This is a genomic window from Thermodesulfobacteriota bacterium (genome assembly GCA_034189135.1).
In the GTDB taxonomy this organism is placed as follows: Bacteria; Desulfobacterota; Desulfobacteria; order Desulfobacterales; family JAUWMJ01; genus JAUWMJ01.
Genome location: JAXHVO010000129.1, coordinates 21570 through 46689 on the forward strand (window position 1 = coordinate 21570; position 25120 = coordinate 46689).

Sequence of the window (25120 nt, forward strand, 5' to 3'; positions counted from 1 at the left end):
AACCAGCAATGAATTTATAAAACACAATCGAAATTTATGGAAAGACTTCGGTGATAGGAAAAATGGTGAAGTTTTATTCGAACTTAATTCAATGTGCAGCGCAATCATTTCCTACAGTTACCTATCCAATGTGTTAAGCAATAAATATAACGCAACCATCAAGGCATATTCATTGCGTAGACCTAAATGGTGGAAATCCATTCTAAACATTGTCAACGAAAAAGTTTTTAAGTCATTTAATACCAGGGAAATCATTTGCCTGAAACTCAGCGAGGAACAGAAAAAAGTCCGGCATAGACTATTTAATGACGTTTATACTGGCCTGGAAACCAAAAGAGATGTCGAAGGCCTGCGCATTGTCGGCACACTGATAGGAGATCTGGTCTATGATTCACATCTTAGAAAAAACAACGTTCCGACCATAGATATTGCCGACCATAAATTTAAAGAATCGCTGAAACAATCTCTGGGGATTTATGTTTTCTGGAGCGACTATTTTGCGACCCATGAAGTTAAGGCAGTGAATGTAAGCCATTGTGTTTACAACTCAGCTATTATCCTACGTCTGGCCATTCAGAAAAAAATTCCTGTATATCAAATCAGCGCAACCCATGCATATTATCTTACCGAAGAAAATCTGTGGGCCTATGATGACTTTTACTATTATCCAGAAGAATTCAGAAAACTCCCCCCTAAGAAACAACAAGCAGGTTTAGTAGAAGCACAGAAAAGGCTGCAAAAAAGGTTTTCTGGGGAGGTCGGTGTTGATATGACCTACTCTAGGAAATCCGCTTATACGAAAACTGTTGGTAAAAAAGTATTAAGAGAAAGTTCACGGACTAAGATAATTATCTCTACCCATTGCTTTTTCGATAGCCCACATCCATATGGGATATCGCTTTTCCCCGATTTTTACGAATGGCTGACCTTTATTGGGAATATATCAGAAAAGACTGATTATGATTGGTATATCAAAACGCACCCAGACTTTTTACCAGGGAATATTCCCATCATCAAAGAATTTATAAAGAAATTTCCCAAACTCAATTTAATACCTGCAGAAACATCACACCACCAGATAATAAAAGAGGGCATTGATTTTGCGCTTACGGTGCATGGAACCATTGGCTTCGAATATGCCGCTTTGGGGGTAACGGTTATCAATGCCTCAAGGTGTAATCCCCATATTGCCTACAATTTTAATATTCATCCTAAAAGTGTTGAGGAATATGAAAAAATCTTATTGGATTTGCCTAATCAGAAACTGAATATAAATGTTAATGAGGTATATGAATACTATTATATGAAATTTATAAACAATAATGTTGAAAATTGGATATTTGACGATTATGAAGATTTCATTAATGAAATCGGTGGATATGACAGACAGTTTGGCCCGGTAAGTTATAAGAAGTTTTTAGAAGAGTTTTCTGTCGAAAAGCATGAAAAGATAATACATTCATTAAATAATTTTATTGAGTCTAAAAATTATTGTATGCAAAAAAAGCATTATGACAAAGCCTTGCAGAAAAATTAAAATTTACCAGAATACGAGTATGTGCTTTGGACTCTATAGCAAGGGACATTACTTTATGTTGCAAAAAGCAATATAAGTACTTATTAATGTACTCTAATAAAGGTTGATATCAATGAAAGTGGTCATTTTATGTGGTGGATTGGGCACTCGTCTTCGGGAAGAAACCGAATTTCGTCCTAAACCAATGGTGGAAATAGGCAGTAAGCCTATTCTATGGCATATAATGAAAATATATTCCCATTACGGAATTAAAGACTTTGTTCTTTCCATAGGCTATAAAGGTGAAATGATAAAGGAATATTTTTATAATTATGAAATCCTAACTAATGATTTTACAATAGAGCTTGGAAAGAAAATTAATATTGAAATACATAGTAATAATGAAGAAAAAGACTGGCGTATTACTTTGGCTGACACCGGAGATAAAGCGCTGAAAGGCGCCAGGCTGAAGCGTGTACAGCAGCATGTTAACGATGACACTTTTATGTTGACTTACGGTGATGGGGTTGCTGAAGTGGATATTAATGCCCTTTTAACCTTTCATAATAAACATGGAAAGTTGGCAACGGTAACCGGTATCAACCCTGCATCCCGGTTTGGTGAGCTGAAGATTAAAGGCAATCAGGTTGAATCTTTCAGTGAGAAGCCGAGAGATGGTGAAGGCCTTATTAATGGCGGATTTTTCGTCTTCAACAAGGGTATTTTTGATTATCTTTCAGCAGATGAGAATTGTGATTTGGAAATAGGCCCCCTTGAAAAGATTGCAGGCGAAGGACAGCTAATGGTTTATAAACACAGAGGTTTCTGGGCCTGTATGGACACAATTCGGGATATGGAGTATTTGAATAAATTGTGGGTTGAAGGCAAAGCTGAATGGAAGGTGTGGGAATAGATAGCTAAGAGCTAATAAATTATGTTTGGCAACGTGTATAAAGACAAAAAAGTCCTCATCACAGGCAATACCGGTTTTAAGGGTTCCTGGCTTGCTTTATGGCTCTTAAACCTGGGGGCCAGAGTTGTAGGCTATTCCCTGTATCTTCCGACAGATCCTAATCATCACGAAATATTAAATCTGGATTTTGAAACAATCTCTGAAGATGTCCGTGATTTAAAAAAACTTCGAAAGGCCATCGAATCTTTTCAACCGGATATTGTCTTTCATATGGCGGCTCAATCCCTTGTCCGGAAATCCTATCAGAATCCAGTGGAAACGTTTGAAACCAATGTCATTGGAACAGTTAAAGTTTTTGAGGCTTGCCGTAAATCAGATCACGTAAGGGCCGTTATAAATATTACCAGTGACAAATGCTACGAAAATCAGGAATGGATTTGGGGCTATCGTGAAAACGACCCCATGGGAGGTTATGATCCTTACAGCGCATCAAAAGGATGTGCGGAATTGGTCACCGCCAGTTATCGGAAATCATATTTTCCTCTTGAAGAGTATCAAAAAAGCCATCAGATACTTGTGGCAAGCACCAGGGCAGGAAATGTCATTGGTGGTGGGGATTGGGGAGATAATCGGCTTGTTCCCGATATTATTCGCGCTGCCAGCCAGAATAAAAAAGTTCATATTCGCAACCCTCATTCAACAAGGCCATGGCAACATGTCTTAGAACCACTGTCAGGATATTTGCTTTTGGGACAAAAGCTTCTTGAAGGAGAAAAGGAGTTTTCCGGGGCATGGAATTTTGGTCCGAGCGATGAAGGGCACATAAACGTGCTTTCTGTTATAAGAGAATTGCAAAAACATTGGTCAAAAATTAATTATATGATTAAGGCCGATGAAAAAAGCCCACACGAAGCCAATTTGTTGAAACTGGATTGTTCAAAAGCTTATACAAAACTGAAGTGGAAACCGGTGTGGGATAATCCTACTACAATCGCTAAAACCGCGCAATGGTATAAAACGTATTATGAATCAAAGCATGTTCTTAGCGAGAAGCACTTGAAAGAATATATAACTGATACACAACATAAAAAGATTAATGGGCCGTTCAATGAAAATCAAACAAACTACACTTAAGGATGCTTTTAGTATTGACCCGGAGCCTTTTGAAGATAACCGCGGATCATTCTCCCGTGTATTTTGTCAGCAAGAGCTAAAACATATTTTGCATAAAAAAAATATAGTTCAGATTAACCACTCAATTACCAAACAAAAAGGTGCTATCCGTGGGATGCATTTTCAATATCTTCCAAAAGCTGAAATCAAGATGGTCAAATGTTTGCGTGGGTCTGTTTTTGATGTGATTATTGATTTAAGAAAAGACTCGCCTACTTTTATGAAATGGCATGGAGAAACCTTGTCTTCTGAAAACATGAGAATGTTATATATTCCTGAAGGTTTTGCGCATGGTTTTCAGACACTGGAAGAAAACTCAGAGCTTCTTTATCTTCATACGGAGTTCTACAGCCCTGAACATGAAGGCGGTGTGCGTTATAACGATTTATCGGTAAATATTTTATGGCCTTTGGATGTGACGGATTTATCTAAAAAAGATCGAAACTACCCTTTATTATCTCAAGATTTTGAAGGAATCTTATTATAATGAAATGCAGATCTTGTGATAATCCACTTAAACATCAATTCATCGACCTGGTCAATTCCCCGCCATCAAATTCTTTTTTAACCAAAGAGCAATTGAACGAACCTGAAATTTTTTATCCTCTTAAGCTGTTTGTTTGCGAAAAGTGTTTCCTTGTCCAGATTGACGAGTATAAGAAATCAAATGATATTTTCAACAAAGATTATGCTTATTTTTCATCTTTTTCTGTATCCTGGCTGGATCATGCAAAAAAATATGTTGATATGATTACAGATCGGTTGGGATTAACCACTACGTCTAATGTAATCGAAATCGCTTCCAATGACGGGTATCTCCTGCAATATTTTAAGGAAAAGCGGATACCCTGTCTTGGGATAGAACCGAGCGCAAATACTGCTCAAGAGGCCAGGGAGAAGGGAGTTGATACTTTAGAAGCGTTTTTCAGTGCTGAACTTGCGCAAAAACTCTCACAAAAAGGTAAAAAAGCTGATTTAATTATCGGCAACAATGTCCTTGCGCATGTGCCGGATATCAACGATTTTGTCAAAGGGCTTAAAACTGCCCTGAAGTCGGATGGTGTGATAACGATGGAATTCCCGCATTTGATGCGCCTTGTTGAAAAAAATCAGTTTGATACGATTTATCACGAGCATTTCTCATACTTTTCATTTCATACGGTTCGCCAGATTTTTTTGAAACATGGCCTAGTTCTTTTTGATGTAGAGGAACTTACCACTCATGGGGGTTCGTTAAGGATCTACACTAGACATGATGATGACGACTCAAAACCTGTAACACCAAAAGTTGATGGGTTGTTGGAAAAAGAGAAGGCAAGAGGGATGCTAAAATTAGACTACTATCTTGATTTTCAGCAAAAAGCAGACAAGGTTAAATATGCACTTCTTTCATTCCTTATGGAACAAAAAAAAGCCGGAAAGAAAGTAGCTGCCTATGGGGCTGCGGCAAAGGGTAATACCCTTTTGAATTATTGTGGTGTTAAAAAGGATCTAATAGAGTTTGTTGTAGATGCATCACCGTATAAGCAGGGGAAGTTCCTCCCTGGGAGTCATATACCAATAGTAGATGAGAATAAAATAAAAAGTGTAAAACCTGATTATATGATAGTCTTACCTTGGAACATTAAGGATGAAATTACCGAACAGCTGCGATATATTCAGGAATGGGGCGGCAAGTTTATTATACCCATTCCAGAAATCAAAGTGATCTAAAGTAAAAAGAAATGCCATGAACGTATTAGTTACCGGTGCATCCGGATTTGTGGGTAATTATGCGGTGAATGAGTTGCTGAAGGAAGGGCATCGTGTAATTGCAACCTCCCGAAATCCCGATCGGGCCAAAGAATGTACCTGGTTCTCTAAAGTGCACTACATCCCGTGTGATTTGGATAAGACTCAGGACAACTTTTTTGCCTTCTTCGGAAAACCTGAATTGCTTATTCACCTGGCTTGGAATGGCTTGCCAAACTATGATGGGTTATTTCACATTGAAGAAAATTTGCCGGCCAATTACCGGTTTCTGAAGAACATAATCAAACACGGCTTAAATAAATTGCTCGTATCCGGGACATGCTTGGAATATGGCCTGTTGAGCGGTGCCTTGGATGAGGAAATGGTGACCGCCCCCGTTACCCCCTATGGCCTTGCTAAAGACACATTGAGAAAGTGCTTGGAACAACTGCAAGAAAAGATTGATTTTCAGATGAAATGGGTACGCCTCTTTTATATGTTTGGAAAAGGTCAAAGCCGGCACTCAATTCTGGCTCAATTGGATAAGGCTGTAGAGAATGAGTACGTTGAGTTCAAAATGTCCGGAGGCGAGCAGTTAAGGGACTATTTGCCGATTGAAAAGGTAGCCGAGTATTTAATCAAAATAGCCATGCAGACGAAGGTGAATGGAATTATTAATTGCTGCAGTGGCATTCCCATTTCCATCCGGAAACTCGTGGAAGATTATCTGGAGAAGACTGAAAGAAATATTAGCCTGAATTTAGGATACTATCCTTATCCGGATTATGAACCAATGGCATTTTGGGGAATCAATCAAAAAATGAAGATGGCTTTGGAAATCAGGTGATGAACTGTCCCTTATGCCAATGTGAAAATCTTGAGCGTATTTACACGGCTAGAGATTTCCCAGTTTTCCAAAATAAAGTATATCCGAGCAGGCGTGCGGCCCTAAAGGCAAAGACCGCAAATGTGTTCCTAATGATGTGCACGAGGTGTGATTTCATTTTTAACATTGAGTTTGACAGCCGTTATATGGCCTATGATTCCGGCTATCAAAACGAGCAAGCCCATTCACCTTATTTCCAGACATACCTTGATGAAGTCATCGACTTGTTGATACACGCTGGCTTCCGTAATAGTAAAATTATTGAGATAGGTTGCGGCAAAGGCTATTTTTTTGAGAGACTCCAGCATAAAGGTTTCCAAGTTGCCGGGTTCGACCCAGCCTACGAAGGCGATAATCCTGCTATCATCAAAGACTATTTTTCTGAAAAATACGCATCCCTTTCCGGCGATTTGGTGATTTTACGGCATACGCTCGAACATGTTCAAGACCCGTTGCATTTTCTGCACAATATTGCCGCAGCATTGGAGTATAAGGGCAAAATTTTTATTGAAGTCCCAAGGGTGGAGTGGATAATTGAAAAATCAGCCTTTTGGGATTTTTTTTATGAGCATTGCAATTATTTCAGCATTGATAATCTGAGTTTTTTATTTCAAGATGCAGCCAAGGGGCCTTTATTTAATGGACAATACATGTATCTTTTGGCCGATTTAAGCCAATTAAAAAAAAGCATAAAACCTAGCCTATCAAAATTCTCTCACCGGCAATTGACAGATCAATTTCAAAAAAAAATTGATTGTTACAAGGATTTCATTATAAGCCATCAAGGTATTCTGGTGTGGGGTGCCGGTGCTAAGGGGGCGACATTTGTAAATCTTTTGGATCCAGGCAGAAAATTCATTTCTGGTGTTTTAGATATTAATCCGCGCAAACAACTCAAATATATTGCGAGAACCGGTCATCAGGTGTTTTCGCCTGAAGTCCTGAAAAATGATCTTCCCAAACGCGAAATACTCGTAATGAATGAAAACTATATAGAAGAAATTTCTAATATAGTTTCTGATACCGGCGACACGCTCTATACTCTTGGAGATCTTTGATGAATAAAGTCCAGCAGTTCGCAATTGAAAGAAAACAACGCATTAAAAACCAGGGCACAGATGAAGTCCTTTTGAAATCTTCAAAACGTTTTCAAACTGACACCATTCGCACAAAATATTCCTATAATTTCACTTGGATGGGGCAACCTATTATTCAATACCCTCAAGATATGGTTATGATGCAAGAGATTATATGGAAGGTACAGCCAGATCTAATAATCGAAACAGGGATAGCGCATGGCGGGTCATTAATCTTCTATGCATCGATGCTATCCCTATTAAACAATGGCGGTCATGTCCTGGGAATTGATATCGATATTAGAGAACACAATCGCAAATTGATCGATAAACATCCTATGTCTATGCATATTACGATGTTTGAGGGATCGTCTATCAGCCAGGAAATCGTCGCCAGGACCCACGATTTGGCCAAGAATAAGGAAACCATATTGGTAGTTTTGGATGCAATGCATACGCATGATCATGTTCTGGAGGAACTTAACCTTTATTCGCCTTTGGTTTCGAAAGACAGTTACCTGGTTGTATTCGACACAATCATAGAAGACCTGGGAGACGAATTCTTTCAAGACCGGCCATGGGGTGTTGGAAACAACCCCAAGACCGCGGTTTGGGAGTTTTTACAAACCAATGATCGCTTTGCCATTGATAAAGAAATCGAAAATAAATTGCTGGTTACCGTTGCACCGGACGGGTATTTAAAGTGCCTCAAGTGAATGCCCATTTGCCTTCTTTGAATGCGGAATTAAACATTAAGCCAGGGAGAGGGAATCCATTGGTCAGTATTGGATTCCCGGTCTACAACGGTTCCCGATTTATGAGGCATGCGTTAGACTCTTTGTTGACGCAGACATATGAAGATATAGAGATCGTCATCGCGGATAACGCGTCTATTGACGAGACCCAGGAAATTTGTACAGCGTATGCCAAAAAAGACTCACGGATCCGCTATTTTAGAAATGAAGAAAATATGGGAGCCGTATGGAACTACAACCATGTGTTTGAGCTATCATCGGCAAAATTCTTTATGTGGGCATCCTGTGATGACTACTGGGATCCAATCTATATAGAAACTTGTCTTCAGTCTATAACAGCTTCCTCCAAAATGATTCTCGCGGGAACGATATGTCAGGGCGTTCATCCTGATACAAACCGGATAAGGCTTATCGATGCAGGCATAACGACGGTTGGAATGCGGCCGTTCAACCGATTCAAGCACTATAAGTCAATTATTCATAGGGGCAAACATATTGGGGGTATATTCTACGGGTTATATCGAAGCAGTGAACTTAAAAAAGTTATGCCAATAAAAAAATTGATTGCAGCGGATCACTTTATAATTGCCGATCTTGCTCTTAGGGGAGAGTTCGTCACGGTTCCCAAAGCGCTGTTTTTCAAACGATGGGGAGGCGCATCCCGGAATTTTAAAAAATCCGCCGCAGCCATTGGGATCAAAAATAGGTTTCTGATTGCAGTACCATATTTAATCCGGGAATTTTTCATGCAGATGATCATTTACCGGTCTGCCAATTTGTCATGGAAAAATAAAGTGAGACTGGCTGTGTGGTCACTTGGGAATTATTTCCGGGTGAACCTTTTAAAAATGACCTACATCGAAATTAAAATTTTCGTAAAACGATTTATTGGCACATACTGCGGCTAGAGATTTAAGACGCCTGTTTTATGCCTGACGTTTTAATGAATTTCATAGTATCAGCAGGGATGACTCTTTTTTCTTAGAGAATCACATAACGAATCAGCAGACTTACTATTGGCAGGGTCATTAAGGAATTGGATTTGAACATGAAGCACACTGCAAACCCACTTCTGCTGACAGGCTCACATCGTTCCGGAACGACGTGGGCAGGCAGAATCATTGCATCATCACGGTCGCTTGGGTATATTATGGAGCCCTTTAATGATGCCAATAACCGGCCTGGTATTTTCAACTGCAAATTTGGCCATTATTTTCCATATATAGCACCTGGAGAACGACAATATTTCGGTCCGGTGCTGCATGCTTTGAATTTTAAATATAATCTGGCGGAGGGCTTAAAAGGGATATGCAACAAATATGAGTTTGCCAGATTGACACGCGATTTTGTAAAGTCCTTTTATTATCGCATTACTAAAAAGCGAGCATTCGTCAAAGATCCAAACGCACTGTTCATGGTGGAATGGATGTATCACCATTTTAACGCAGACATCGTTGTCCTCATTAGACATCCAGCCGCATTTGTTAGCAGTCTGATAGTGTTGAAATGGTATTTCCCGTTTAAGGACTTGTTAAAGCAAGAAGAATTGATCCAGACCTATTTGTTTAATTTTCGGGATAAGATTAAATACTATGCCAAATATGAACAAAAGCTGATCGATCAAGCTATTTTGGCTTGGTGCCTTCTTCACCAGACCATTCTACATTATCAAAAAAAACATCTGGATTGGATCTTCGTAAGGCACGAAGATTTATCCAGAAATCCCGAGAAAGAGTTCCGGCAAATATTTCAGAAAGTTGGAATTGAGTATGATAAAAGAGTCGCCTCTTGTGTGAAAAAATATTCGGGAACAGATAATCCGTCCGATACAACCAGTACCCAGATCCCGGTTAGTAGTAAACAATCGATAAAAAGAAATAGTCAATCGAATATTTGGAATTTTAAAAATCGATTAACGACCAAAGAGATCCTTTATATTCGAAAGAGGGTGGAGTCAATTTCCGGCAATTTCTATAAAGATGATGATTGGTAATTTTACGAACCCGAATATTTTTTTATGCTTAAAAGGTTGACGAATTTGTTTTTAAGTAATGAGAATGATAAATAAAATAAAAAAAGCGCTATTGAACATGCTGGGAGCCTGGAGAATTCGAAAATACATCCGGAATGGGCACCGGCCTTGGACCCCTGGATATAGCGAATTTAAGGAATCATATATTAATAGTGCTCTTACTGAGAACGGACTGCTGGAGATTTTTAAAACTGAAAGGTTGCTGCCTGCTAATTATGGGTACCGTTTGGATGAACGGGTGGTTGAATATCCATGGCTGTTCAGCAGGCTTCAGGTTGAAAAAAATCATCTGCTTGACGCGGGTTCGGCATTGAATTTCGAATATCTGCTTAAAAATAAATGGCTAAATCATAGAAGTTTGGTCATTTATACTCTTTCGCCGGAACGCGTCGTGAGGGATAATAATATCTCATATATATATGGAGATTTGCGAAATACTATTTTAAAGAGTGAGTGCTTTGATGAAATTGTATGCATATCGACCATTGAGCATATCGGTATGAATAATCAGTTCCTTTATTCAGATAACAGCATCTTTAATGAATTCGAGACCGATAGTTATATAGATGCAATCTTGGAACTAAAAAGACTTCTGAAGTCGAGTGGAAAGTTTTTTATCACTGTTCCATATGGAAGTTATCAAAACCTGGGCTGGCTGCAGCAGTTTGACCATGAAATGGTTTCCAAACTGATTGATGCCTTTAACGGGTCAAAAACAACCGAAACCTATTTTAAATATCAAAATGATCAATGGCAGCTAACCAATGCAGAAGCCTGTTCTGATTGTCGTTATTTTGATGTTCACAATCAGCCCACCTTTGAAAAAGATTATCTTGCGGCTGCAAGGGCTGTTGCCTGTATCGAGATAATTAAGTAAGAATGGCCGCCATTTTGAATATAATAGTATGCCACACGATATTACAAATTCAACGCTTCTAAACACCTTCCGAAAGATACTAGGGTATTTGCCAACACGTCGACGGATGCAATTCTGGATACTTTCTGCTGCAATGCTCTTTTCGGCATGTTTCGAAACAATGGCTCTGGGATGTGTGGCTTTTTTTGCTTCTGTGGTCACGGATCCTGAAGCAGTAATGCAATCCAGATACATTATAACGGCTCAAAAATTTCTGCATGCTGATTTTTTAACAAACACGCAGGGACTAATCGTATCTTTGAGTATTCTTGTTGTAAGTTTAGTGATAGTTAAAAATATGATCTTATCCTTTGTTTTATTTTGGAGCAGCCGGTTTTCTGCTTTTGTAGATGGTTTTTATGGTGAATTGTTATTGCAAAATTTTATTTTGAGGCATTATGAATGGCACTTGTATCAAAATTCAGCAGATTTAATCATGGCCGTGGATTGGCGCAGGTATTTTGGTGTTCACTTCATTTATCCTGTGTTACAGATGTTTGCAGACGGATTTGTCGCATTATTGATGCTTATGGTCCTGTTCTGGGTAGAGCCTTTTATTTCTTTGGTCACCATAAGCGTATTAGGAGGAACAGCCTTTCTTATTCTAGTGACGGTTCGAAAAACATTAGATGAAAATACTAAAATATGCAGTCAGTATCAGCAATCTGTCAACCGCCAAGTAACAAAATCCATTCATGGGGTCAAAGACGTAAAAGTTTTTGGAAAACAGGATTTTTTCATCTCAAATTACAGCAAAAAGGTTTATTATCTTGCTCGACGGGAAGCATTCAAGCAGTTTTTCACCCGTACTCCGTCTTGGGCTTTGGAAACTTTAGGATTTATAATGATAACCGGTTCCATATGTGCAATGATGTTTTTAATGAAGTCATCGACGGTCCAAATTACAGGCACGATTGCATTGATAGCCGTTACAGCCTGGCGGGTTCTACCTGCTATGAGTCGAATCGTTAGTGGGATAACATCTTTGCGAACTGCATTACCATATGTGCATAATGCTTTCACCTATCTCAAAGAAGCAAAGAGGGCTGAAGATAGACGCTTAAATAAATCCCGTATGAATCACCAGCGAGTATCATTTGAACAGGAACTGAAATTCGAAAATATCTCTTTTTCATATACGGAAGCGAATTCTTTTGCTCTCCAAAATATCAATTTTACGATCAAAAAGGGGCAAACTGTTGGGATTATAGGGCCTTCCGGAGCTGGTAAAAGTACCCTGGTCGATATACTTATCGGGCTTTTACCTCCAACGAGCGGAAAAGTTGTCATTGATAACGAAAGCCTTGACACGAAAAACAGTTCCGGATGGATGGATTTGCTCGGTTATGTTTCCCAAACCCCCTATATTTATGATGGCTCATTGGCTGAAAATGTGGCTTTTGGTGTAGGCGACAGTAGGATAGACTCAAGCCGCGTATCAGAATGCTGCAACATGGCTGCAATGGATTTTCTTAGTGACCTGCCTCATGGGCTTGATACTCAAATCGGAGAGCGCGGTCTAAGGTTGTCAGGTGGACAGCGTCAGAGAGTGGCTATTGCAAGAGCCCTTTATCATCAACCCCAAGTTATGGTTTTCGATGAAGCGACCAGCGCGCTGGATGCAAAAAATGAAATGGATATACAAAAAACGATATATTCTTTGAAGGGCAGTTTGACTCTTATAATTATCGCCCATCGTTTAACTACAGTGAAAGACTGTGATCTGATATTCTGTATTGATAAAGGGGAAATGGTAAAGACCGGTCCGCCACATATAATATTGCCCTGGTATGAAAGATACGGCGATCATAAAGAAAATTCTAACAATCCAAAAGCAAAAAAAAACTAATGAAAGCACTCATATTTGGTATTTCCGGTCAGGATGGCTCATATCTGGCCCAACTTCTATTAAAAAACAGATATGAAGTTATCGGCGTTTCAAGAGATGCCCAGAGCAAATTGTTTGAAGGTCTTAACTATTTAGGAATACGCCAGGATATCTTGATCAGATCTGCTGCATTAAACGATTTTCGCAGTGTATTACAGGTCATAGACGATATTCGACCTGATGAAATTTACAATTTGTCCGGGCAGAGTTCAGTGGGACTCTCTTTTGAATTGCCTATTGAAACTATTGAAAGCATTACCCTGGGTACTATAAATATTCTGGAAGCAATTAGATTCCTTAAAAGGCCTGTAAAAATTTACAATGCATGCTCCAGTGAATGCTTTGGTGATGTTGGGGATAGTGTTGCCGACGAGCAAACATCTTTTCGCCCTAAAAGCCCATATGCGTTAGCTAAAGCTGCTGCTTATTGGGCAACTGCAAACTATCGTGAAGCCTATTCTATTTTTACATGTTCCGGAATACTATTCAACCACGAATCTCCTCTACGTAAGTCAAGATTTGTTACTCAGAAAATTGTTAGAGCTGCATGTCGCATTGCACATGGTTCCGACGAACGTTTATATTTAGGCAATATTGATATTGTCAGAGACTGGGGATGGGCGCCCGAGTACGTTGAAGCGATGTATTTAATGCTTCAGCACAAATCGCCGGATGACTACATAATTGCAACGGGCAAGAGTTATTCGCTAACTGAATTCGTTGACTCTGCTTTTAAATACTTTAATTTGGATTGGCGCGATTATGTGAAACGGAAGGACACATTGTTAAGGCCTTCTGAAATTTTAAACAGCAGGTCCAACCCCAAAAAGGCCAGAGAAATACTTAAATGGCAGGCTAAATCCGACATGCACACCGTAGTCGCTATGATGATTGAGCAGAACTTGAAAACAGACTTTAAAAATTCTGATGCTTGATATCTTAATTGATTACCAAATATTTTCTCTTCAAGAGTTTGGCGGTATTTCACGATATTTCAGTGAAATCGCTTGGAGGATCGATCAACTGGAGTCTTGCCGGGTGACCTTATTTTGCCCGTTATATCGCAACAACTATTTAAAAAATAACTTTTCACGCTATAATGCCCGAGGCTTTTATATAAAAGACCTGCCGAGGACCGGCAGCATAATACGTATGCTCAATAAAGTGATTAACCATTTCTATGGAGCTGTAAAAAAATTCGATATAATTCATAAAACCTTCTTCTGGGACAAGAATCCAAAGGGCAGGGGAACCATTGTTACGGTCTATGACATGATCAATGAATTGTATCCGGAATTTTTCCCTGAAAATGATCCATTGCCAGCACTTAAAGCCGGATCTGTTCGAAATGCGGACGCAATCATATGTATTTCGCATAACACCAAACGGGACCTGCTGAACATTGTAGATATTGATCCGGAAAAAGTCTATGTAACCCAGCTGGGCTTCTCGACACTGCCGGAACCTGATAGTCGGCAAAATAAATCGTTATTTTCAAATTCATACTTGCTTTTTGTAGGAAAACGCAGCGGGCATAAAAATTTTAGCCAGATGATCAAGGGATTTTCCAGCTCAGAGAGACTATGCAAGGACTTCCAAATTGTATGTTTTGGTGATGTCGTTTTCTCGGCAGAAGAAAAAGCATTGCTCCACTCCTGTGGCATAAAACCAAATAAAATACATCATATTTCCGGCGATGACAAACTGCTATCGCTTGCTTATCGTGGGGCTGCAGCGTTCGTTTATCCTTCTATTTATGAAGGATTCGGGATTCCTCCCCTTGAAGCGATGTCTTGTGATTGCCCAGTAATATGCAGTCATGCGGGCTCGTTACCGGAAGTGGTAGGAGAATCGGCTGAATTATTTGATCCTAATGATGTTGACAGCATCCGATGCGCCCTTGAAAATGTTCTGTATTCTCCAGACAGGTCTTCTGAATTGATAAAAAAGGGAACCAGGCGGTATAAGCAGTTCACATGGGAGCGCTGTGCGAGGGAAACCAGTAGAGTCTATTCATCGATATAACGAAAAGTCATTCTTCCTGCAGGTATCTGACCAAAATAATTCGTTGATGTGGAAGCGAGTGCAATCTAATCAAATCATCCAATACACCAGGGAAAACGCTTTAGAATTTGAAGGAAAACCCCTGGTAAGCATTATCACAGCGGTGTTTAACGGTGAGAAGTTCCTGTCGCAAACCATCGAATCGATTCTCAACCAGACTTATAAGCATATTGAATTTATTATTATCGATGGCGAGTCAACGGATGGCACAACTGATATTATACGTAACTATCAAGATCATATAACCTGCTGGATAAGTGAACCTGATGAAGGAGTTTACGATGCCTGGAACAAGGGCGTCAACCTTGCGAAAGGCCAGTGGCTTGCGTTTGTCGGTGGTGATGACATCCTGAATCCTGATGCGGTTGAAAGCTATATCAACTTTATCCTGAAGTCCGGAGCACCTGACCTGGAATATGTTTCTTCCAAAGCGGAATTGGTCGACGATCAGCTGAATTTCCAACGAATCATCGGAAAGCCGTGGAAATGGAAAAACTTCCTTAAATTTAATAATCTCGTGCATGTTGGTTCATTTCACCATCAGCGTTTGTTTCAAAAATATGGCCGCTATGATTGTGGCTATCATATTGCGGGGGACTATGAGTTCTTAATGAGGCCCGGACAGCATCTGAACGCGGCCTTTATGGACATGGTAACCGTTAAAATGAGGTCTTCCGGTATCAGTCAAAATAAAAATGCCCTATATGAAACCATGCAGGTTAAGATCCACACCGGTGGTCGTGATAAGATGCTAAGTTTCCTGGAATTCTGCTATAGCCTCCTGAAATTTAGGTTAAAACGGTTTGTTGACCGTGTAATTAACTGAGACGATAAAATTGGGAAAAAGAAAAAAGATCGCCTGTGTAACTGGTGCAGCTGGAATGATTGGCGGCAAAATAGTTCAATGCTTACTGGATAAAGGATACATCGTTAGGGTTTTAAGCCGAAATAAAAAATGCCAGGACAACCGTGTGAAACATTTCAGGGGTGGGCTTGAAAATGAAAGCATACTGAGGGCATTCGTTATTGATGCTGATTTGTTGTTTCACTGTGCTGCCGAATTAGCAGATGAGAAAAAAATGTGGGAAGTGAATGTCTCTGGAACAGAAAAATTAATAAATGCGGTAAAAAACTCTAGGATAAAATTTTTCTCTTATTTAAGCAGCGCAGGCGTTGTCGGCCTGACTAATGTTAAATCAGTAGATGAAGATACACCATGCAACCCATTAACAACTTACGAAAAAACCAAGTTGGAAGCCGAAAAAATCGTTGCTAAAGGCATTGATGGATGTAAAACTGTAATCCTTCGACCCACCAATGTAATAGATGAAACCCGACCGGGAGCCCTTAGCCTTCCGATGAAACGATCATTAGGAAACTGGCTCAAGGTTTTTATTAAAGGGGGAGAATGTGCCCATATCATACATGCAGAAGATGTTGCTGAAGCTGCTACATTCTTTATTTCGCATCCATTCAAAACCCCTCGTTGTTTTTTTGTTTCCTGTGATCATGAACCATTGAATACCTTTGCTGGTCTCTGGTCTCTTTACGATGCAATTAAAAAGAAAAAACCTGTCCAATCTGTTCAGCCGGTAAAACACCTGCCGATATTCATCCCTTTTACCCTGCGACGACTGTCTCGGGGACACAGTAATAAAGGAGATGTTCGATATTCCTCAAAAAAATTACTTGCTGAAGGATTTAAATTTAAGCTCGGTCTCGAGGGAGCAGTTAAGAGGGTAATCAACGCCGAATCTTAAACCATGCGATGCGAGTACTAAATGTAAATATGTCACTTGATCCGGTAAGCGGAGGCGGAACTGCTGAAAGAACTTTTCAGATCAGTCGTTTCTTAGCAAAAGCCGGGCTTCAATGTGACGTGTTAACAATGAGCTTAAATTTATCTGATGAGCGTATCGAACAGTTAAAGAGTATAAAATTGATAGCTTTGGAATGCCTGGTAGAGCGATACTACATTCCTAAATTATCACAGCAAACCATTAAAGATGCGGTGGCCAATGCAGATATTATCCATTTAATGAACCATTGGACCATACTCAACGCACTGGTATATCGTTCAGTCAGAAAACAAAACAAACCATATGTCGTTTGCCCAGCCGGTGCGTTACCGTTGTTCGGTAGATCACAAAAATTTAAATACCTGTATAACAGGTTTATCGGCAATCATATTATATCCGATGCCAATGGTCATATTGCCATAGGCGTCAATGAAATCAGTCATTTTGAGAAATACGGCGTTGAACCGGAAAAAGTGTCACTCATTCCAAATGGTATTGACCCCGAAGATTTCAAAACGAGTGATGTCGATCATTTCCGTCGAAAATTTGGACTAAATGACAGTCCGTTTATTTTATTTATCGGACGGTTAAATCCTATAAAGGGCCCGGACCTGCTTTTACATGCATTCGAAAAAACAAGCAAAGTATTTAACGATTGTCACCTGGTTTTTGCCGGGCCTGACGGTGGAATGCTCAGTGAACTCAAAGAAAAATCTAAAAAAACGAAAATTAAAAATCGGGTTCATTTTACGGGATACTTGGGAGGAGAGGAGAAATCAAGTGCATATGGTGCGGCGAGTTTACTTGCTATTCCTTCCAGACAGGAGGCCATGTCCATTGTGGTGCTGGAAGCCGGTATTATGGGCGCGCCCGTATTGCTGACGGATCAATGCGGCTTTGATGAGGTGGAACAAATAGGAGGAGGGAAGGTTGTAACTGCCACTGTTGAAGGACTACAACATGGCCTTGTCAAAATATTAAAAAATCCTGACAAATTAAAAACCATGGGCTCAAATCTTAAAAAACATGTAATGGATCATTATACCTGGGAAAAAATTATCAACAAATATATAGACCTGTATAATCAAATACTTAGTAAAAAGGTCCTGTCCAATGGGAAATAGACAAACATTGTGGAGAAAGCTAAACCAAAAGATGTAATAATTTTTCCACACTGATCACCCAGGTATTATGATCATACTTTTTTAATACCCCTCTTTTATCAACCAGCTGAATCCCAAGTGTGGTATAAGGGCGCAGCCACTTCATGCGATTTTTAAGGGTGCTGGAAAGTGAAGTTTCTTTTGATTTTACCTCAACAGCAAGAACCGGTATGTTGTCGCGGGTTACCAGGAAATCTATCTCCTTTTTATCGATTGTTCGAATATAATGAAGCCGGTAGTTGCCGTAACCCATGTCTGTCAGAGCGAAACAGGTTCGATGGAGATAAGAGGCAACCAGATTTTCCAATTTCGCTGCATCCGGCAAGACATAGTACCAGTTTTGAAAATACCATTTTTTTTCTTTTCTTAAAGCCCTTGCAACCTTTTTCGTCCACGGTGGAACCGGAAACAGAATGTACAACCTGTTCAACTGTTCAAGCCAGCTTTTTACTGTTGTGTGTGCAACTTCGAGCTCTCTGGCAAGATTGGCCATGGAAAGCGGTGATGCAACCCTTGATGGCATCAAAAAAATGAGATTTTCCACCTTGTCAAGTTCAACAACTCGGCTGGTGTCTTTGAGGTCTTCCCTTACGATTAAACTGATATAATCCTGGTGCCATTTTCGACAAAATCGATCGTTTTGTTTAAGAAAAGGTTCAGGGAAAGGACCATATTTTAAAAGAGATTCGAAGGCTTTTTCGGTTTCGCGGGAAAGTGGGGCGGAAACATGACTTTTAAAGAGCATTAATACTTTATCAATATTTTCTTCTTTTAAGAAGCAGGTTTCACAAATATCCTGAGTCACTTCACCTATGCTTAAAGGCATCATGTGGAAAAGGTTGTACCTTCCGACAAGCGAGTCTCCGGATTGTCGGAAAAGGTCAAGGCGAGCGCTACCTGTGATTAAGAATCTGAACTCTTCTCCAAAAATGTCATAGACTCCCTTAAGAATATCACGCCAGCGATTTCGCTTATGTATTTCATCAAAAACGATCCATGGGTCATTTATTCCCAGAGATCTGGCAGGTGATTCAAAAAATCGGCTATCTGACAGATATGCCTGTCTGGTAGCAATGTCATCCCAATTGTAATAGAGTGAATTACAACGATTATTTTTCAACCAGTGCTTTGCAAGCATGGTTTTACCCACCTGTCTTGGCCCGGCAAGAAAAACCATATGTCTTGAGGTTAAATTTTCATCAAACGCATAGCCTTCAACCATTCTTGGTATATAAATATTTGATTCCATGTCGTCATATTATCGCGATAAAATGAGTGTGTCAAATCATAAAATCGAATTGATCTTTCTTTGTCCTTAATTTTAACTACAGCCAATCGGGAGATACTCCTTAATTTTGAACTTTGTAAAAAGCTATCAAAATATCCGATTGTCGACATATATTCCTACCGGGCGTGTATTGACAATGGATATTATTCGAGGAATTGCAATCATTTTCATGACTGTTTATCATCAAGGGCTTGTATATTCCTTGGATGGTAGGGCCAATCATGTGTCCTATTTTTTGGGTTATCTGGCAGCCCCCTTTTTTCTGGCAGTATCCGGAGGTGCGTTGTGGTATCATGAGCGCCATTATCGATGGCCGATAAAAATGATTGTTCACGGAATCACATTATTCCTGTTTGCCTGGATGGTTGATGTTATCGCACATCAGCGTTTTAACATCGATTGGGATATTTTTCAACTGATCGGAATCGGATATGCGATCATTGGTGCATTCAATATTTTGGGAAATAACACTCGAAAATATTTTGCTTTAGCTATTTTAATCGGTTTGTGGGCAGTATTTCCCAATTTACGTCCGGATAAGGGAGTTTTTGCGATTTGGCCCTACGGTATGTTTTTTCTGGCAGGATATTTTTTTACGATATATGCGAAAAGTCGATTGAATTCGGCATATTTAACAACTTTGCTCGTTTTTTGCATGATTTTATATGTTTCATACTGGATATATGTGGGATTGCTGCCCCATATTATCGCGTTAGAAGGAATATTTTTTGCCATATGTCTCTGTCTGCTTTTATGGTCTTTGGGTTTTGTGCTGGAATATAAAAAAGCGCTCAATCGTTCGTTTTTCTCGTTATTATTAAGATACGGGACGTATCCGTTAACACTTTACTATTGCCAGCAAACAATTGCCCTTTTTTGCATCAAATATCAAATACATTTAAATTTATTCCCTTTAAAAACGATCAACTGGATTTGCCAGGCGTCGTTATTATTAATAGTAATGCTTTTTATCACATATATTCTCGACCACTATAAATTCTTCAGTATTGAATGGTGGCTGAGAAAGATGGAAAATACTGTTTTAAATCGTTTGCCTAATCGTGAACCATCTTCTATCCTTGTAAAATCAGGAACAAACCACTCCTAAAAGAATTTGACAAAACAATTTTCACCACAGAGCCACTGAGATCACAGAGTTTATTCTTGGTTTTGTTTTCCTGTGAAAAGCTTTAATGGACCAAATAAAAATTACCTGCTGTAAGTATATGGGTAGAAATAAGGATAATGAAAAACAGCAATAAATCGATGAATTATTTATTTCCGATTTCATACATGTCAATCACACAGGCAATGACTGCCATGGTAATCGGGCTGGCTGTATTGGGAAAACCGGAAATGGCAGCAGAAATTTCGGTGGTTCATGGCGCCACCCTGGCCACTTTTTATGCATTTTCAGCCAATTTTCGTAATATGATCCTTTACGGTGAAGGTCAAATTTCAGTGCCGATTATTTTGTTTTCCAGAATCGTCATTTTAATTCCCTTGGCAATCATCGCATTTATTTTGTGTGTTTATCTGGCCGGAATTAATAGCGCTATTGCATCTGTTCTTATCATCAGGCGCTGTGTTGAATGGATAAACGAAGTACATCTATGTGAAACCGAAGTAAAAAAAGATGATCGCTTTGCATTGATGTTTTTAATTTTACAAAGCGTATTGCTCATAGCCGCATTGGGGCTGAGCTTAAAAAATGAAACCTACACGTTAGCAGGGCTGGCTCTATGGGCAGTTCTGCCTATTTTACCCAGCCTGCGCTTTGTCATATCAAAGAAAATTCCGCCGATTACAGAGTTCAAGAAATTATTACCCATTTTGTTGCCGCATTTTGGTTCTACGGCAATTATCGGGTTTTCGTTCTATGTGTTTCGCCTCATCATTTTTTTGATTGCCGGCAAAACAGTTGCCGGGGATCTGTTTGCTGCCATTGCGGTGGGGAGCTTTATGGGTTCCATTTTTGCCAATGTGGTTGGACCGAGTATTGCACTGCATGAAGTTCGAACCAATGATAAATATTCACCGTTATATGTCAAAGCCGTACTTTACATGTTGCTGTTTTTGGGATTTGCCTTGGTGATCGCCGGCTTTACCCGCCTTTCTTTACTTGAAGCAACCGGGAAAAATTATTTTTTTTGGATGACGGCCGGATTTTCTCTTGTTGGCGGGGTGATTATGGTAAAAGCCCAGACCATAAAGCTTGTGTTGCTTAAGTATTATGAAGAGATGGATATATTCGGACCCGATATGCTCATCCACATTTTGCTTATTGCATCTGTTCCATGTTTGTACTTTGTCCGTGGAGTTGAGGCATTATCCGTCCTGTACCTGTTGAATGCCGTTTTATCTTATATGTTCTATTTCAGTGCGAAACGTTATTTGAAAAAAAAGGATCAAACCAAACTGTTTGGTGTGTCAGATACAGTCATTCGATTTTGCATCGCTTTTTTCTTGTTTTTCCCGTTATTTTTTCAGTTATCCGGACGGATTTTTCACAGCCATCAACTGGTGCTGGATTCCGGCGGCATAATTTTTCAACTACCATTACCCATTTCAATTATTGGCTGCTATTTCGGATTGCTGTTCATCGGGCGTTATAAAAAGGCGTATCTGTCCCTGACTGTTATTTTTTTACTATTTATTCTTATGGTTTTGACGTCGATTATTACCGCCGATCGCCAAATTGTTGATGAACGCTACAAACTGCTTTTGCTTTTTCAGTATATGCTGCCTGTTTTTGGGTTGGTTTTGGGGCAGTTGTTTGAAAATGGAATGCAGGAAAGAAAAACGATAGAAAAAGCATTTTTAGTAACAGTGATCTGTATTGTCCCTCTACAACTGCTTCTAACCAGGCTGGGCGGAATGAAACTGTTGACTCACAATATGCTTGTTTTTAGTATTTACCAGCATCATCAATATGTTACACTCGCAATGATTTGTGGCTTTCTTATATCCTTATGGGCCCTGTGGGAAATTCATCATTACCGAAAGATCTTAATCTTTATGGCACCTCTGATATGCGTATATTCGGTTGCCGGCTTTTCAATGCTGGCACTGTTTCTGGCTATTGCCGGGCTTTCGCTTTTTGCGGCCTACATGTTTTTAAATTATCGCAATAAGACAATCGTAGTGGTCTGGGCATGTTCTTTAATTATCGCAGTAACATATTTTTCAAGCAGTTGGGGACCACACGGGTTTAAAAAATACAACTTTCTAAAGGAAACCAGAAGCAGGATATTATCTAAAAGCAAACCGATCCATTCGAATAAAATCATGCCGAGCGGTCTGCAAAGGCGTTTCGAGGATTGGAATTTATACGGAAAAGCTATCATAGCTAACGGTAGCAAATTTTTATGGGGTCATGCAAAACCTTTTGATCGAGCTGTCACGACGAGTGCGCATAATTATTACCTTGACTTTTTGTATAATTTCGGAGCCGTTGCTTTACTGCCGATATTGTTTCTGATTGGATATTCAGTTCAGCTTGCTTGGAAACACCGCCAGACGATTATACGGTCAGAAAGGCTTTTAGGCTTATGTGTGGTTGTTTTTTTTATGCTACTGGTCGATAACAATTTTAAAGTTACGTTGAGGCAGCCTTATTCCGGGATTATGGTATTTTTTCTGTGGGGCGTGTTGCTTACCAGATTGCAGTGCTTGAAAAAAGCGACGCCAAGCAGATAAATTGATCAGCGATTCAAAAATTGAACGCTTAAACTCCAGGAATTATAAATGAGTACCTCTTTCTGCCACAACCTGGCAAAAAAATATATTGCCGTTACATCTTCCGGATTTTTAAAGTTTGGCATAGCATTTTTGCTTTTTTTCCCGATATTCTTTAATCTCTCAGGGCATATTTATCGCACCCGAAAGGCGCTTTTGGATTCCGGCGGTGATTTAATGATTTTGCCTCTGCCGATATCTATCATCGGCTGCTATCTTGGGATTCTGCTTTTAGGCCATTTTAAATCAGCCAAACAGTCGCTTTATCTAATAGCCTTAACTTTTGTTTTGATAGTGTTTTCGGCCTTAATAAACAGCCAGGGCCATATATTTCATGAGCGACAAAAATTACTTCTAATGGTTCAGTATATGCTGCCTCTTTTTGCCATTGTTTTAGGACAGACCTTTGAGGCTAGTGGTAGCGGAAAGGATACATATATCAAGGCCATATTTTTAGTTTTAATTTTGATTGTTCCGATCCAGTTACTGTACACGTGGTACATTGGTGGAAAATACTACACCACTCAGTTCCATTCTTTAGTATTTACCAGAGTCATCAGTACGTTGTTTTGATGATGGTAAATGGATATTTGTTAACATTTGTATGCTTGTGGGAGAATAGACATTATCGACGTTTATTTTATTTCTTATCTCCGCTTATCGGTATTTATACCGTTGCTTCTTTTTCATTACTATCTATTTTTTTATTATTTGCAGGGCTTTTCATCATTACAATTCGGAAGTTTTTAAAAACAGGCGAAAAGTCATTATGGCTGTTGTACTTGGTTGTGGGTTTTGTCTCTATTTTTTATGTTTCCTATTGTACGGAGACATGGGCGTACCGTACAAAATTCAATTTGAATAAAAAATTGTCCCTTGCAAGGGGCGTCCATGCGAGTGTACCTAAAAATTTCATCGATCGATACGGTGATTGGAAATTGTATAGCAGTAAGATTATCGAAAATTCGCATACGCTTCTATTCGGTCACGAAAGACCGCCCGAGAGGTCTGTCACCACCAGTGCGCATAATTATTATCTTGACTTTGTATATAACTTCGGTTTTTTGGCTCTGTTACCTTTATTGTTTCTCATTGGTTATTCGTTGTACCTGGCATTCAAATTCAGAGATCATATCATTCACTCAGAGCGACTTTTGGGATTATGCATGATTGTTTTTTTCCTGGTACTGGTGGATAATAATTTTAAAGTGACGTTGCGCCAGCCTTACCCTGGAATTTTGACTTTTTTTCTGTGGGGGGTGTTGCTAAGCCGGCTGCTCAGCCTGGAAAAAGATAAGGGTTATCAGAATTGAAAAATACAGTACCGATCATTTCAATATCGATTGTGAGCCACAACCAGGGATTGCTCATAGCAGAATTGCTGTCTGACCTGGAAAAACACTGCGCAAAACAAATCGAAGTTATTTTAACCATAAACACCAAGGAAAACTTACCATTTACCGAAAGTGATTTCAGCTTTCCAGTGTGTTTTATTCAAAACAAAGAAAAAAAGGGATTTGGCACAAATCATAACCAGGCGTTTGAACATGCAAAAGGGAATTTTTTTTGTGTGCTGAATCCGGATATTCGTTTAAATACCAATCCGTTTCCTGCGCTTATCGGTTGTTTTGAAGATAAGACGGTTGGATTGACTGCCCCTCTGATTAAGGACGAAAATGGAAAAATTGCCGAAAACGCGCGCAAATTTCCCACCCTTTTTATCCTTTTTAAGAAGCTGTTACATCTAAAGAAAAAGTATGACTATTCCATCGGATCAGAAATTTTTTCACCGGATTGGGTTGGAGGAATGTTCATGCTGTTTCCCTGCAAAGCTTTCCAGCAAATCGGCGGGTTTGATGAAAAGTATTTTCTTTATTATGAAGATGTTGATTTGTGTGCCCGCCTTACGTTTTATGGTTATAAAATAATCCATTACCCATTTGTCTCAGCGATTCATAAAGCGCGTTACGACAGTCATCACAATATTCGATATCTAATATGGCATATTTTTAGCATTATACGATTTTTTACATCCAACGCATATTTAAAAACTGTTTTAAATAAATTCTGCATATGGAGAAATAAATCAGTTGGATAGACAAGAACTTTGCGAAACAGAAATTTTGCTTGAAATCTTCACTTTTTACTTTGTATCCTGTTTAAACATGAAAAAAATTTAACA

Annotated in this window: 23 protein-coding genes and 1 pseudogene; 23 read left to right on the top strand and 1 reads right to left on the bottom strand. The window is 39.3% G+C overall.

Features of this window, described 5'->3' with window-relative positions; all coding sequences use genetic code 11:
- The first annotated feature begins 130 nt into the window (after positions 1-130).
- The 18 genes and pseudogenes from SWH54_18785 to SWH54_18870 all read left to right on the top strand — a co-directional run bounded on the left by SWH54_18785 (position 131) and on the right by SWH54_18870 (position 17873).
- Positions 131-1537, top strand: a complete 1407-nt coding sequence (locus SWH54_18785) for a hypothetical protein (GenBank protein MDY6793318.1) — start codon at positions 131-133, stop codon at positions 1535-1537.
- A 112-nt stretch (positions 1538-1649) separates the two neighbouring features.
- Positions 1650-2429: a glucose-1-phosphate cytidylyltransferase gene (gene rfbF / locus SWH54_18790; protein ID MDY6793319.1), complete on the top strand. Its 780-nt coding sequence runs from the start codon at positions 1650-1652 to the stop codon at positions 2427-2429.
- Between the two features lie 21 nt (positions 2430-2450).
- Entirely contained in the window at positions 2451-3563 is a 1113-nt protein-coding gene (rfbG, locus tag SWH54_18795) for a CDP-glucose 4,6-dehydratase (GenBank protein ID MDY6793320.1), read from the top strand.
- On the top strand, positions 3538-4089 hold the full coding sequence (rfbC, locus tag SWH54_18800; protein MDY6793321.1) for a dTDP-4-dehydrorhamnose 3,5-epimerase: 552 nt from the start codon (positions 3538-3540) through the stop codon (positions 4087-4089). Before rfbG ends, rfbC begins: the two co-directional genes overlap by 26 nt.
- A pseudogene (locus SWH54_18805) lies at positions 4089-4268 on the top strand (SAM-dependent methyltransferase). Before rfbC ends, SWH54_18805 begins: the two are co-directional and overlap by 1 nt.
- Before the next feature lie 81 nt (positions 4269-4349).
- Positions 4350-5315 (top strand): class I SAM-dependent methyltransferase, encoded by a 966-nt coding sequence (locus SWH54_18810; protein ID MDY6793322.1) that lies wholly within the window; start codon positions 4350-4352, stop codon positions 5313-5315.
- 16 nt (positions 5316-5331) lie between these two features.
- On the top strand, positions 5332-6180 hold the full coding sequence (locus SWH54_18815; GenBank protein MDY6793323.1) for an NAD(P)-dependent oxidoreductase: 849 nt from the start codon (positions 5332-5334) through the stop codon (positions 6178-6180).
- A complete protein-coding gene (locus SWH54_18820; protein ID MDY6793324.1) occupies positions 6135-7277 on the top strand; it encodes a class I SAM-dependent methyltransferase in 1143 nt (380 codons plus the stop codon). Before SWH54_18815 ends, SWH54_18820 begins: the two co-directional genes overlap by 46 nt.
- Entirely contained in the window at positions 7277-8011 is a 735-nt protein-coding gene (locus tag SWH54_18825) for a cephalosporin hydroxylase family protein (protein MDY6793325.1), read from the top strand. Before SWH54_18820 ends, SWH54_18825 begins: the two co-directional genes overlap by 1 nt.
- A complete protein-coding gene (locus SWH54_18830) occupies positions 8008-8958 on the top strand; it encodes a glycosyltransferase family 2 protein (protein MDY6793326.1) in 951 nt (316 codons plus the stop codon). Before SWH54_18825 ends, SWH54_18830 begins: the two co-directional genes overlap by 4 nt.
- A gap of 140 nt (positions 8959-9098) precedes the next feature.
- A complete protein-coding gene (locus SWH54_18835) occupies positions 9099-10043 on the top strand; it encodes a sulfotransferase (GenBank protein MDY6793327.1) in 945 nt (314 codons plus the stop codon).
- A gap of 64 nt (positions 10044-10107) precedes the next feature.
- Positions 10108-10959 carry a methylase gene (locus SWH54_18840; protein ID MDY6793328.1) on the top strand — a complete coding sequence of 284 codons (852 nt, stop codon included), beginning with the start codon at positions 10108-10110 and terminating at the stop codon, positions 10957-10959.
- Positions 10960-10987: 28 nt separating this feature from the next.
- Complete coding sequence (locus SWH54_18845) at positions 10988-12847, top strand: ABC transporter ATP-binding protein (protein MDY6793329.1); 1860 nt, start codon at positions 10988-10990, stop codon at positions 12845-12847.
- Positions 12847-13821 carry a GDP-mannose 4,6-dehydratase gene (locus SWH54_18850; GenBank protein ID MDY6793330.1) on the top strand — a complete coding sequence of 325 codons (975 nt, stop codon included), beginning with the start codon at positions 12847-12849 and terminating at the stop codon, positions 13819-13821. The genes SWH54_18845 and SWH54_18850 overlap by 1 nt, the downstream gene beginning before the upstream one ends.
- The gene (locus tag SWH54_18855) at positions 13814-14911 is read left to right on the top strand and encodes a glycosyltransferase family 1 protein (GenBank protein ID MDY6793331.1); all 1098 of its coding nucleotides are present in this window, start codon (positions 13814-13816) and stop codon (positions 14909-14911) included. The genes SWH54_18850 and SWH54_18855 overlap by 8 nt, the downstream gene beginning before the upstream one ends.
- Positions 14912-14969: 58 nt before the next feature.
- Positions 14970-15776 carry a glycosyltransferase family 2 protein gene (locus tag SWH54_18860; protein MDY6793332.1) on the top strand — a complete coding sequence of 269 codons (807 nt, stop codon included), beginning with the start codon at positions 14970-14972 and terminating at the stop codon, positions 15774-15776.
- A gap of 10 nt (positions 15777-15786) precedes the next feature.
- On the top strand, positions 15787-16710 hold the full coding sequence (locus SWH54_18865; protein ID MDY6793333.1) for an NAD(P)-dependent oxidoreductase: 924 nt from the start codon (positions 15787-15789) through the stop codon (positions 16708-16710).
- 8 nt (positions 16711-16718) lie between these two features.
- Complete coding sequence (locus tag SWH54_18870) at positions 16719-17873, top strand: glycosyltransferase family 4 protein (protein ID MDY6793334.1); 1155 nt, start codon at positions 16719-16721, stop codon at positions 17871-17873.
- A gap of 19 nt (positions 17874-17892) precedes the next feature.
- On the opposite strand, the gene SWH54_18875 is transcribed toward SWH54_18870, so the two are convergent.
- Entirely contained in the window at positions 17893-19161 is a 1269-nt protein-coding gene (locus SWH54_18875; GenBank protein ID MDY6793335.1) for an ATP-binding protein, read from the bottom strand.
- Positions 19162-19336: 175 nt separating this feature from the next.
- Here SWH54_18875 and SWH54_18880 point away from each other — a divergent pair, with 175 nt between their 5' ends.
- From SWH54_18880 to SWH54_18900, 5 genes are all read left to right on the top strand, one after another.
- Positions 19337-20308, top strand: a complete 972-nt coding sequence (locus tag SWH54_18880; protein ID MDY6793336.1) for a hypothetical protein — start codon at positions 19337-19339, stop codon at positions 20306-20308.
- Between the two features lie 158 nt (positions 20309-20466).
- Positions 20467-22899, top strand: coding sequence for a hypothetical protein (locus tag SWH54_18885; GenBank protein MDY6793337.1), 2433 nt, complete (start codon positions 20467-20469; stop codon positions 22897-22899).
- A gap of 48 nt (positions 22900-22947) precedes the next feature.
- Entirely contained in the window at positions 22948-23511 is a 564-nt protein-coding gene (locus SWH54_18890) for a hypothetical protein (protein MDY6793338.1), read from the top strand.
- 365 nt (positions 23512-23876) lie between these two features.
- The gene (locus SWH54_18895) at positions 23877-24251 is read left to right on the top strand and encodes a hypothetical protein (protein ID MDY6793339.1); all 375 of its coding nucleotides are present in this window, start codon (positions 23877-23879) and stop codon (positions 24249-24251) included.
- Positions 24248-25036: a glycosyltransferase family 2 protein gene (locus SWH54_18900; GenBank protein ID MDY6793340.1), complete on the top strand. Its 789-nt coding sequence runs from the start codon at positions 24248-24250 to the stop codon at positions 25034-25036. The genes SWH54_18895 and SWH54_18900 overlap by 4 nt, the downstream gene beginning before the upstream one ends.
- Positions 25037-25120: the final 84 nt, after the last annotated feature.

Excerpts from the sequence above, each read along its gene's own strand:
- rfbF (MDY6793319.1), top strand. The coding sequence starts at position 1,650 with ATGAAAGTGGTCATTTTATGTGGTGGATTGGGCACTCGTCTTCGGGAA.
- rfbG (MDY6793320.1), top strand. The coding sequence starts at position 2,451 with ATGTTTGGCAACGTGTATAAAGACAAAAAAGTCCTCATCACAGGCAAT.
- rfbC (MDY6793321.1), top strand. The coding sequence starts at position 3,538 with ATGAAAATCAAACAAACTACACTTAAGGATGCTTTTAGTATTGACCCG.
- SWH54_18810 (MDY6793322.1), top strand. The coding sequence starts at position 4,350 with ATGATTACAGATCGGTTGGGATTAACCACTACGTCTAATGTAATCGAA.
- SWH54_18815 (MDY6793323.1), top strand. The coding sequence starts at position 5,332 with ATGAACGTATTAGTTACCGGTGCATCCGGATTTGTGGGTAATTATGCG.
- SWH54_18825 (MDY6793325.1), top strand. The coding sequence starts at position 7,277 with ATGAATAAAGTCCAGCAGTTCGCAATTGAAAGAAAACAACGCATTAAA.
- SWH54_18835 (MDY6793327.1), top strand. The coding sequence starts at position 9,099 with ATGAAGCACACTGCAAACCCACTTCTGCTGACAGGCTCACATCGTTCC.
- SWH54_18840 (MDY6793328.1), top strand. The coding sequence starts at position 10,108 with ATGATAAATAAAATAAAAAAAGCGCTATTGAACATGCTGGGAGCCTGG.
- SWH54_18845 (MDY6793329.1), top strand. The coding sequence starts at position 10,988 with ATGCCACACGATATTACAAATTCAACGCTTCTAAACACCTTCCGAAAG.
- SWH54_18850 (MDY6793330.1), top strand. The coding sequence starts at position 12,847 with ATGAAAGCACTCATATTTGGTATTTCCGGTCAGGATGGCTCATATCTG.
- SWH54_18855 (MDY6793331.1), top strand. The coding sequence starts at position 13,814 with ATGCTTGATATCTTAATTGATTACCAAATATTTTCTCTTCAAGAGTTT.
- SWH54_18870 (MDY6793334.1), top strand. The coding sequence starts at position 16,719 with ATGCGAGTACTAAATGTAAATATGTCACTTGATCCGGTAAGCGGAGGC.
- SWH54_18875 (MDY6793335.1), bottom strand. The coding sequence starts at position 19,161 with ATGGAATCAAATATTTATATACCAAGAATGGTTGAAGGCTATGCGTTT.
- SWH54_18880 (MDY6793336.1), top strand. The coding sequence starts at position 19,337 with ATGGATATTATTCGAGGAATTGCAATCATTTTCATGACTGTTTATCAT.
- SWH54_18885 (MDY6793337.1), top strand. The coding sequence starts at position 20,467 with ATGAATTATTTATTTCCGATTTCATACATGTCAATCACACAGGCAATG.
- SWH54_18890 (MDY6793338.1), top strand. The coding sequence starts at position 22,948 with ATGAGTACCTCTTTCTGCCACAACCTGGCAAAAAAATATATTGCCGTT.